Annotated in this window: 10 protein-coding genes and 1 pseudogene; 4 read left to right on the forward strand and 7 right to left on the reverse strand. The window is 60.1% G+C overall.

Features of this window, described 5'->3' with window-relative positions; all coding sequences use genetic code 11:
• Positions 1-389 precede the first annotated feature (389 nt).
• Positions 390-1,187, forward strand: a complete 798-nt coding sequence (locus OUZ52_RS21105) for a MetQ/NlpA family ABC transporter substrate-binding protein (RefSeq protein WP_266160543.1) — start codon at positions 390-392, stop codon at positions 1,185-1,187.
• Positions 1,188-1,283: 96 nt separating this feature from the next.
• On the opposite strand, the gene pncB is transcribed toward OUZ52_RS21105, so the two are convergent.
• Positions 1,284-2,465 carry a nicotinate phosphoribosyltransferase gene (pncB, locus tag OUZ52_RS21110; protein WP_266160544.1) on the reverse strand — a complete coding sequence of 394 codons (1,182 nt, stop codon included), beginning with the start codon at positions 2,463-2,465 and terminating at the stop codon, positions 1,284-1,286.
• Between the two features lie 332 nt (positions 2,466-2,797).
• Complete coding sequence (locus OUZ52_RS21115) at positions 2,798-3,175, reverse strand: YbbN family protein (RefSeq protein WP_266160545.1); 378 nt, start codon at positions 3,173-3,175, stop codon at positions 2,798-2,800.
• Between the two features lie 124 nt (positions 3,176-3,299).
• On the opposite strand from OUZ52_RS21115, the gene OUZ52_RS21120 reads away from it, so the two are divergent.
• On the forward strand, positions 3,300-4,130 hold the full coding sequence (locus OUZ52_RS21120; protein ID WP_266160546.1) for a c-type cytochrome: 831 nt from the start codon (positions 3,300-3,302) through the stop codon (positions 4,128-4,130).
• A 1-nt stretch (position 4,131) separates the two neighbouring features.
• Here OUZ52_RS21120 and OUZ52_RS21125 read toward each other — a convergent pair whose 3' ends face one another.
• The 4 genes from OUZ52_RS21125 to OUZ52_RS21140 all read right to left on the reverse strand — a co-directional run bounded on the left by OUZ52_RS21125 (position 4,132) and on the right by OUZ52_RS21140 (position 7,752).
• The gene (locus tag OUZ52_RS21125; RefSeq protein WP_266160547.1) at positions 4,132-5,409 is read right to left on the reverse strand and encodes a dicarboxylate/amino acid:cation symporter; all 1,278 of its coding nucleotides are present in this window, start codon (positions 5,407-5,409) and stop codon (positions 4,132-4,134) included.
• Between the two features lie 117 nt (positions 5,410-5,526).
• Entirely contained in the window at positions 5,527-6,564 is a 1,038-nt protein-coding gene (locus tag OUZ52_RS21130; protein WP_266160548.1) for an aminopeptidase, read from the reverse strand.
• 77 nt (positions 6,565-6,641) lie between these two features.
• Positions 6,642-7,028: a lipoprotein gene (locus tag OUZ52_RS21135; protein ID WP_266160549.1), complete on the reverse strand. Its 387-nt coding sequence runs from the start codon at positions 7,026-7,028 to the stop codon at positions 6,642-6,644.
• Between the two features lie 118 nt (positions 7,029-7,146).
• Complete coding sequence (locus OUZ52_RS21140) at positions 7,147-7,752, reverse strand: rhomboid family intramembrane serine protease (RefSeq protein ID WP_266160550.1); 606 nt, start codon at positions 7,750-7,752, stop codon at positions 7,147-7,149.
• Positions 7,753-7,981: 229 nt separating this feature from the next.
• On the opposite strand from OUZ52_RS21140, the pseudogene OUZ52_RS21145 reads away from it, so the two are divergent.
• Both OUZ52_RS21145 and OUZ52_RS21150 read left to right on the forward strand, forming a co-directional pair.
• Positions 7,982-8,747, forward strand: a pseudogene (locus OUZ52_RS21145) (PhzF family phenazine biosynthesis protein).
• The gene (locus tag OUZ52_RS21150) at positions 8,744-9,214 is read left to right on the forward strand and encodes a YaiI/YqxD family protein (protein ID WP_266160551.1); all 471 of its coding nucleotides are present in this window, start codon (positions 8,744-8,746) and stop codon (positions 9,212-9,214) included. Before OUZ52_RS21145 ends, OUZ52_RS21150 begins: the two are co-directional and overlap by 4 nt.
• 480 nt (positions 9,215-9,694) lie before the next feature.
• On the opposite strand, the gene OUZ52_RS21155 is transcribed toward OUZ52_RS21150, so the two are convergent.
• Positions 9,695-10,557: BaiN/RdsA family NAD(P)/FAD-dependent oxidoreductase (locus OUZ52_RS21155; protein WP_266160553.1), on the reverse strand; the 863-nt coding region annotated here is incomplete at its 5' end.

The following is a 10,557-nucleotide window of genomic DNA, read 5'->3' on the forward strand; positions in this document are numbered from 1 at the left end:
ACCGCGGTGAGGCTGGGACGACAGGCCCGCAGGGGCATCGACACGGATGTCGATGCCTTTTCGCCAGGGCAGGAGCCCTGTCGAAAAGCCCGACCCAGCCTCACGCACTCGTAGGGCAGGATGCCCGTAGAGCGCGGCATGGGGGTGGCTTTCTCTTTGGTTACTTTCTCTTGGCCACGCAAGAGAAAGTGACTCGGGCCCCGGCAGGGGCTCGAAAGCCCGCCGCAGGCGAGCCAGCTCACGACACCAAAACAAACAAGCCAGCAAGCCTCAGGCCAAGCGCCCCCTCACCCAATAACCATGCACAGACACCAAGATCGCCCAATACCACTTTGCATCCAGCCATATGGACGGCTACCCTGATGCATCGCACAAAACCACGGCACCCCATGATCAAGCTACTTGCCCCCTTGGCCGCCCTGCTCCTGCTGGCTGGCTGCTCGTCCTCTACCCCCGGCAACGCCGACAGCCAGAAACTCATTATCGCCGCCACGGCGATTCCGCATGCCGAGATCCTCAAGCAGGTCAAGCCGATGCTTGCCAAAGAAGGCGTGGATCTGGAGATCAAGGTGTTTGCCGATTACGTGCAACCGAACACCCAGGTCGATGAGAAAACCATCGACGTGAATTACTTCCAGACCAAGCCCTACCTGGATGCATTCAATCGCCAACATGGCACGCACCTGACCATTATCACCGGCGTGCACATCGAGCCGTTCGGCGCTTACTCGCGCAAATACAAGTCGATCGAACAGCTTCCTGATGGCGCCAACGTGACCATCCCGAACGATCCGAGCAACAACAGCCGCGCTTTGTTGCTACTGGCCAAGCACGGCTTGATCACCTTGAAAGATCCAAGCAATGAGCTGTCCACCCTGAAAGACATCACCGCCAACCCCAAGCAATTGAAGTTCCGCGAATTGGAGGCCGCCATGTTGCCGCGCACGCTGGACGAGGTGGATCTGGCCTTGATCAATACCAACTACGCTCTGGCGGCGGGCCTCAATCCGACCAAGGACGCCTTGCTGATCGAAGGCAAGGACTCACCTTATGTGAACTATCTTGTCGGTCGTCCGGACAACAAAGACGATCCGCGCGTGCAAAAACTGGTCAAGGCGCTGACTAGCCCGGAGGCAAAAGCCTTTATCGAGCAGAAGTACCAGGGTGCGGTTTTACCTGCGTTCTAAGGCGTTTGCAGACAGCCAAAAAAACATAAGGGGAGGAACCTCGGTTCCTCCCCTTACTTTTTCCACCGTGTGCACGAAAGCCGAAGCTCGCCTGAATCAAGCCGGCTCTGGAATCTGGAACACCTGGCGCAGATACGTGACATAAGCCGTGTCTTCGCACATGTTCTTGCCCGGCGAGTCGCTGAGCTTGGCAACCGGCTGGTCGTTGCAGCGGATCATCTTGATCACGATGTTCAATGGCGTCGGACCGACGTCGTTGGTGAGATTGGTACCCACGCCAAAGGCCAGCTGGCAACGGTCGCGAAAGTAGGCGTACAGCTGCATGACTTTCGGAATGTCCAGGCCATCGCTGAAGACCAAGACCTTGCTGCGCGGGTCTACCCGGTTGGCCGCATAGTGCGCCAACACTCGATCGCCCCAATCGAACGGATCGCCGGAGTCGTGGCGGGTGCCATCGAACAGTTTGCAGAAGTACATATCGAAATCGCGCAGGAACGCGCTCAAGCCGTAAACATCGGATAAGGCGATACCGAGATCGCCGCGATACTCCTTCGCCCAGGCCTCCAACGCGGCCACTTGCGAATCGCGCAAGCGCGGCCCCAGTGCCTGATGGGCTTGCAAGTATTCGTGCGCCAGTGTGCCTAGCGGGCGCAGTCCGAGTTTTCGTGCCAGCCATACGTTGCTAGTGCCCGTCAGCTGCGCGCCCAGCCCGTCTCGCAGTGCAGTCACCACCTCTTCATGCCAGCTGCCGGAGAAGCGCCGACGGGTGCCGTAATCGGCGATGCGGCACTCTTCGTAGTTGGCGGTATCGCGCAGCAAGGCGATTTTTTCGTGCAAGCGCCGCCGCCCTTCGGTCAAGTCGAGCGCGGGCTGGGTATTGCGAAAGTAGACCTCGTTGACGATAGCCAGCAGAGGCACTTCGAACAGAATGGTATGCAGCCATGGCCCGCGAATACGGATGTCGATCTCGCCGTTGCCGGAGGCGGCCGGGGTGATCTCTACATATTTGGCGTTGAGCTGGAACAAGCCCAGAAAATCGACGAAGTCGCTTTTGATGAAACGCCAGCTGCGCAGATAGTCCAGCTCATCTTCGCGAAAGCGCAGGCTGCACAAACCTTCCAGCTCCGCGCGTATCTCTTCGATGTAGGGCGCGAGGTTGACGCCGGGGTTACGGCATTTGAACTTGTACTCGACCTGTGCCGCCGGATACTGATGCAGCACCACTTGCATCATCGAGAACTTGTATAGATCGGTGTCGAGTAGCGAGGTGACGATCATCGGTCGCTCATGGCGGTGAAGGGGATGTGTAGGAACGCCGATGATTATCCTTGCGAAAGCCGCCTTATGAGTGACATCCGCAAAATAAAAAAACGGGCATAAAAAAACCCCGGCAGCCAGGGGAGGATCTGCCGAGGTTTGTCGGGTCTGGCATCCTGGGGGGAGGATTAAGTGCCGACCCCTCAGTGGCTCGCGTAAAGCAGCAATGCCACTTCGGGTCGCCATCACGGCGATCGAGAACTTAGATACGACCGATGCCTTGAAAGTTCAAGTTCATCGATGAATGTTTTTCATATTTTTTGATGAAAGTTTCTTCATGTTCAGCCTGGCGGCTAAAACGCCAGCTGATTTAACTGTTTTTCAACAGCTTCAATAAAAGCCTGTGGTCCCGGCCAGCTGGTACTGCGTCCGAGCTTGCGGCTACCGGCGAAGACGAAGAAGGCCGGAATACCATGCAAACCAAAACGCGTCGCCATCGTCGGATCGTCATACACGTTGTCGTGCAACCAGCGCACCTGCGGCCACTGGAAGCGCTCGGAAGCCAGCAAAAGCGCTCGTTTGGCGATGTCGCAATTAGGACAGTCACGCCCCCACAGAAACAAAATCGTCAGCGCTTGGGCGCCCTCGGCAAGCACCTCGTCCAGCGACGCACTATCGACGCGCTGCATCGGAAACTGTTCGAAAAATTGCGGTACGGTGGTATCGGCCATGACATCTTCCGCTCGGGAAATAAGCAGATGTGGTCACTCACGCAAATATCGAGGGCCAGCTACACGGGCTAGCGCCGGCCACCCGCACAGGGCATGCTCTGCTCCCCCTGGATGGAACCGTCCCATGCGACCGCTGTTGCGCTGCCTTTGCCTTTTCGCTCTGTGCCTGCCACTTCCCAGTCTCGTCCTGGCCGCCCGGGTCAGCGAGCTGAAGATCGACCTGGGCCATGGCGCACGGACCTATACCACCGCACAACTACTCGTCCGCCGCGACGTCCGCAGCATCACCATTGCAGACGATGTCGCGCTCAAACAATGGATGCATTACCGCGCGCTGCCCATCAGCGTGCTGCTCGATGGCATCAGCCCAGGCGATCATCTGCAATTTGTCGCCGCCGATGGCTTCGCCGCGGAAATCCCCGCCGCTGTTTTATTGAATGATCGCGGCAGTACGGCGTGGCTGGCGATTGAAGACCCAGCCCACCCCTGGCCGACTTTAGGCGCCAGTAAAGGCAGCGCCGGCCCGTTCTATCTGGTCTGGACCAAGCCGGAGGCCGCTGGCATCGGATCGGAGCAATGGCCTTACCAAATCGTGTCGATCCACAAGCTTGCCGATATTGCGCAGCGGTTTCCGGTGATCCTGCCTGACTCGGCGCTGCCCAACGCCAGTCCGGTACGGCGCGGCTTCGCGGTGTTCCAACGAACCTGCTTTACCTGTCATACGCTCAATGGCGCCGGCGACGCCAAGCTGGGACCGGATCTGAACATTCCACACAGCCCGATTGAATACCTGCGCGCAGACTTGCTGCGCGCCTATATCCGCAACCCGCAATCGCTGCGTCATTGGCCGCAGGCAAAAATGCCGGGATTCGATGCGAAAACCTTGTCCGATGCCGATCTCGATGACCTGCTGGCCTATTTGCGCCATATGGTGGATCGCAAGGCGCAACAGTAATTTAACCAGCCGAACGCTCTACCTGCTCCACGCCGAGATTGCTGGAGGCTCGGTTATAAACCTCCATATCCAGCAGCCCTTGCTCCCGCGCAACCAGCACCGGCACCAGCATCTGGCCGGTGACATTCGTCATGGTGCGCATCATGTCGAGGATGCGATCGATGGCCACCAGATAGCCAATGCCCTCCACCGGCAGGCCGGCCGAGCTGAGCACCAGGGTCACCATCACGATCGCCGTGCCTGGCACGCCTGCCGTGCCGAATGATCCCAGCACCGAGGCAAGCAAAATGATGAAGTACTGGGATACGCCCAGCTCCAAACCAAAATATTGCGCGACGAAGATGGAACTGATCGCCGGATAGATCGCGCCGCAACCATCCATCTTGATGCTGGCGCCCAGCGGCACCGCAAAGGCGGCGTACTCCTCTTTTACCCCGAGGTTGTGGGTGACGCTGCGCAGGGCAACCGGCATCGAGGCGAAACTGGACGAGGAGGTGAAAGCCACCTGCATGGCAGGCAGCACGCCACGGAAAAACTTCCGCGGGCTTAACCCGTGTGCCAGCAGCAGGCCGCCGTAAACCACCACGATTTGCACCACGCAGGCCAGGTACAACGTCAGCACGAACTTGCCCAGCGGCAACAGCTTCTCGAAACCATAGCCGCCGACCAGGGCTGCGATAAGACCAAAGGTGCCCAGCGGCGTCATTTCCAACACGAAACGAGTGACCTGGATCATCGCCTCGTTACCCTCGTTCATCAGCGCGCGCAGGCGCGCCGACTTGTCGCCGATCTTGACCAGGGCCAAGCCAAGCAGGCCGGCAAAAAAGATCACCTGCAGAATCTTGCCTTCGGACAAGGCCTTGAATGGGTTGGCAGGCACGACATCCAGCAACACTTGCACTGGTGTAGGCACAACCTTGACCTTGTAGTCGCTGGCCATTTGCAAATGGCCTACGCCCAGGCCCGGGTTGGTCACATGTGCCACCACCAAGCCTACGCACACGGCCAGCGCGGCGGTCATCGCAAACCATAAAAAGGTACGCCCGCCCAAGGCCGCCATGCGCTGCACACCATGCAGGCTGGAAACGCTGTGCACCACGGCAAAGAACACCAGCGGCACCGCAATCATCTTGATCAAGGTGATGTAGAGATCACCCAGGGGCTGAAACCAAGTCACCGCCTGCGCACCGGTAGCCCAGCCAGCCAGGGCGCCAAGCACGAAACCGGCAAGCACGCGCTTCCAAAAGCGGATGCCAAGCCACCAGGAAATAATCTGCACTACGCCTCTCCCCGAGGATGAAAGCAACCGAAGATACACGAAGTATGGCCGTCCATACGGGTATCAGGCGACATAGCGTTCGCCGCTGCGAACAACATCGCATGCTGCCGCGAAAAGCTACCCGCCCGCCCCGTCTCCCTGCGCAACCGTATTGAGCAAGGATTGCAGCGTTTTCTCGCGCTCGGCCTGGGGCATTCGCCCCAACTCCCTCACCCGACCGTAAAATGCAGACCAGTTGTTTTGCGCCTGTCGAAAAATCACCGCGAAAGCTGGTTGCCAGCGGTCATATAACCCAAACGGCAATAAACGGGCGTTATTGATCGGCGCAGCCACCCAGGCGTCATATCGATGCTCGTTTGGCCAATCGCGCTCGCGCCATTGCCGGTAACGCTCGCGGAACGCCTCGATTTCATGTTGCTTACCTTCAGCCATCGCCGCGGCCGTGACGCCGCTGCTGTATAGCGTTTGCAGGCGATCACGCAAATCGAGGGCCATCCGCGTAAAGCCGTCGTCCATCGCCTGATGGCGCGCCTCCGAGGGCGGCAGGCCACGCGATTGCCGCCACGCGCGTAACCCTTCGGCCTGCACAAAGCCGGCGAAGGACTCGTTGAACGCACTGTCGTCTTTGACATAAATCAGCTGATGGGCCAATTCATGAAAAATGGTGCCGGCCAACTCGTCATCGTCCCAGCGCAACATGCTGCTGAGCACCGGGTCTGAAAACCAGCCCAAGGTGGAATACGCCGGCACCCCGCCCACCCAGACGTCGTCACCCTGGCCCTGCCAGCGAGCCGCCTCCCGCTTCGCCTTGGCTTCTTCAAAGTAGCCGCGATAGGCCACACAGCCGGCGATCAGAAAACAATGCTGCAGCGGAGCTACCGAGTACGGCGGCGTAACGAAAACATTCCACACCACATAGGGCCTATGCAGGTCGACATAGCTGGTGTAGCTACGGTTATCCGGTAATCCAAGCTGCTGCGAGGCGTATCTGCGCGCCTGCTGGGCCAGCTCCAGGCGCGCAACCAGTTTGGGATCGGTGGCCGGATCGCTGATGACCTTCGCCACCGCCCGCCGGTGCAGCACCAGCTCACTTTGCCCATGCGCCACATGCGCGTAATAACCGAGGCTGCTACAGGCAAAAAGCAGAAGGCTCACCGTCGCGATAACGATGAGCCTCAAAAAAATCGAACGCGGCGGCATGGAAACCCATAAGACCATGCCGCCATTGTGCCCTAGTGCGAGCGCGCCACACCGTGCCAGGAGCCATGCCCACCGCCACCGCCACCGCCAGGATGGCTGCCGCGCCAACCGCCGCCACCGCGATAGCCGTTGCCGCCATGCCAGTAACCACCACGGTTCCAGCCATTGCCGCGCCAGCGCGAACCGCCGTACCACACGCCGCCGACCGGGCCATAGCAACAACCGTAATAGCCGCCGTAATAACTTGGGTAATAGCCAGGGTAGTAACCGTTGTCGTAGACCACGGTGCTGCGACTGCCGTAGTAGACATCGCCGCTGTAAGCCGAGCTGCGCACGTAGCTATAGCCCGGATCGTAATAACAGCCTGATAACGCCGCGGTGGCGGCCACTAGGACCAGACCAGCGAGTAGACGTTTCATGACACACCTCCGCAGATTTCAGTCATCAAGCTAGACCTAGACCATTGAATGCTCACTGAGTGCGCCAAGGTGTCATGGCAAGTGTTTACCCGCCAGCTATCTAGACCTTGTCGTCTACTCAGAATCTGGGCTGCGACAGCTGATTCAAGAAGTGCGACAGCACTTCAGGCCGGATCATCAAGGTAAAGGCCACGCCATACGCCGCCCCCCACAGATGGGCGCTATGGTTGACGTTGCCCGCACCGCGGCGATCCATGTAAATCGAGTACACCGTGTACAGCACGGCATAGATGATGGCGGGCATCGGTACCACCAGCACAATGATGCGCGACCACGGCGACAGCAGGATAAAAGCGAACAGCACGGCAGATACCGCCCCAGAAGCGCCCAGGCTACGGTAATCCGCGTTGTGGCGGTTTTTCAGATAGGTCGGCAAGATCGAGACGACCAGCGCGCCGATATAAAACAGCACGAAACCCAGCGTGCCCAGCTGCCCGGTGTAAAACCCCTCCATTGAGCGGCCGAAAAAATATAAGGTGATCATATTGAACAGCAGGTGGCTGAAATCCGCGTGGATCAGCCCGTAAGTGACCAACCGGTGGTACTCGCGGTTGCGCTCGATCGCCGGCGGCCACAGGATCAAGTCGTTCATCAGGCGATGGTTGTTGAACGCCATGAACGAAACGACGCAGGTAATGGCGATAAGAATCAGGGTAATCGGCATACAAAAAGTCAATCGTGATAGGTCAAGTAGCAGCATCTTGGCGAGATGACAGCGACTTGTCGACTTTCCGATAAAAGAGCCCCCTGCACTGCCCATACTCTTGCGACAGGACTATGATGCGCGGCTTTAACGCGGTCCTCACCGCCTCTTGGCCCTCATGTCCCCCATTCGTTATCTGCATCTGGACGTCTTTGCTGCCACGCTTGGCGGCGGCAACCACCTCGGCGTAGTGACTGACGCCACCGGCTGGAGCGATGCGCAAATGCAGCGTTTCGCCCGCTGGACCAACCTGGTCGAAACCACCTTCCTGCTGCCGCCAGCAGCCCCGTCGGCCAGCTACCGCGTGCGCATCTTCACGCCACACAAGGAAATCCCGTTCGCGGGCCACCCAAGCATCGGCAGCGCCCATGCTGTGGCAAGAATGCGGCGCAGGCGTGCTGCCTATCCGCGTCGAAGACCAAGGCCGCCAGCTGTTACTGCAGTCGCCACCGGCCAAAGTGATTCGGCAAGGTCTGGATGCGCATCCACAACTGGCCGCCGCCCTTGCCGGTATCGGTTTAGGCGCCCTGCCACCCGCCTTGGTCGAAGGTGGCCGCCATTGGTGGCTGGCCGAATGCGCTGATGAAGCCAGCCTGCGCCAATGGCAACCCGATCATGACGCCATTGCCGCCTTGGCCAAGGCCACCGACAGCCTCGGCATCTGCGTTTTCGCGCGCAGCGCCGCCCCCAGCTATCAACTGGTGGTACGCGCACTCCCCGCTGGCGTCGGTATTGTCGAAGACCCGGCCTCCGGCGCGGCGAACGGCCTGATCGGCGCCTATATCGCCCATGCCGAACCCGATGGCCCACTGGCGCGCGGCTACACCGTCAGCCAGGGGCGCGAGATCGGCCACGACGCACGCCTGCTGGTGCAGATCGACGGCGACGTGGTGTGGGTCGGTGGACACACCCACACCATCATCGATGGCAGCTTGCGCTGGACCGGCGCCGAGTGAGCGGCAGCGCGCAAATATGGGTCGATGCCGACGCCTGCCCGGTCGTCATCAAAGAAATCCTGTTTCGCGCCGCCGAGCGCGAACAGGTCGCCGTCACCCTGGTCGCCAACCAATGGCTGCGCACACCGCCCTCGCGCTTCATACGCTCTATCCAAGTTCCTGCTGGCTTTGATGTCGCCGACAACGAGATCGTGCAGCGCGCCGCTGCCCATGATCTGGTGGTCACGCAAGACATCCCGCTCGCCGCCCTGGTGATCGAAAAAGGCGCCCTGGCGATCAACCCACGCGGCGAGCTGTATACGCCAGAGACCATCGCCCAACGCCTGACCATGCGTAATTTCATGGACGAATTGCGTGGCTCAGGCGTCGATACCGGCGGCCCGGCGGCGTTTCACCCCCGCGACCGCCAGGCTTTCGCCAACCAGCTCGATAGCTGGCTCACCCGGCGGCGGCAGATGAAGTCGTAGCGGCACGAGTCGGCAACAGGGACCCTACGATCGGTGCATAGGCGACGACTGAGTCGCTTGCTCGCTCGAATTGCTGCATAAAGCCCCCCCTCCCAACCTTCCCGTACGAGTCCCAAAAGGGGACTCCCTTCGGCCGCAGGGGAGCGGCAAAAGCGGCAAGGCCGAGAATCAACGCGAACATCGCACGCGACGCTTACCGCTGCCGCGGTCCTTGATGTTGCCTTTGCTTTTGCCCTTGACGTCAGGGGCCCCTGTGCGTCGGTGAGGGTTGGACGACAAGGCCCGCAGGGGACTCGGCAGGGACGCCGAGTCCTTTTCGCCAGGGCAGGAGCCCTGTCGCCCATACTGTTTAAATTCAGCCCGGCCAGCCCTCACGCACCCGAAGGGCGACAAGCGGGGATGGCCTTCTCCGTTGGTTACTTTCTCTTGGCCACGCAAGAGAAAGTAACTCGGCCCCTGGCAGGGGGCCGAAACCCGCAACTACACCACCCCACCCGCCGCATAACCCGAAGCCCAAGCCCACTGAAAGTTATACCCCCCCAACCACCCAGTCACATCCACCACTTCACCAATGAAATACAACCCCGGCACCAATTTCGACTGCATCGTGCTCGACGACAAACCATCGGTATCCACCCCACCCAGGGTCACCTCGGCAGTGCGATAGCCCTCCGTGCCACTGGCGGTGATCGGCCAGTCGTGCAATTGCCTGCCGATCTCATGAAGTTCAGCCTCGCGGTATTGCCGCATCGGGCGACTCTCAAACCACAGCTCACATAACCGCTGCGCCAAGCGCTTGGGCAACACATCGGCCAACACGGTTTTCAGCTCGGCTGCCGGCCGAGCCACTCGCTGCTCGTTGAGCCAGGCGCCCGCATCCTGATGCAACAGGGGATGCGCAGGCAGCAAATCACTGCGCAAATCGCTGCCGGGCTGCCAGTACGAGGAAATCTGCAAAGTCGCCGGCCCGCTGACCCCGCGATGGGTAAACAGCATGCCGGCACGAAACTCCCGCTTACCCACGCGAGCCTCGGCGACCGGCAAGGCCACGCCAGCAAGGTCTTGATAATGCTCCTGATGCTTGCCGCTCAGGGTCAAGGGCACCAATCCCGCACGCGTAGGCAGCACCGTATGCCCGAACTGCCGGGCCAACTCGTAGCCGAAGCCGCTCGCCCCCATGCTTGGTATCGATAAACCGCCGCTGGCCACCACCAGCGACTCGGCATGCACCTCGCCGTGCGCGGTGGTGACATTGAAGCCCTCAGCGGTCTTGCGCACACGCCCCACCGTGCAACTGGTCTCAATCCGCACACCCGCGGCCGCACACTCGTCCAACAGCATGC

Origin of the sequence: Dyella silvatica (genome assembly GCF_026283955.1) — a bacterium.
Lineage (GTDB): Bacteria > Pseudomonadota > Gammaproteobacteria > Xanthomonadales > Rhodanobacteraceae > Dyella_C > Dyella_C silvatica.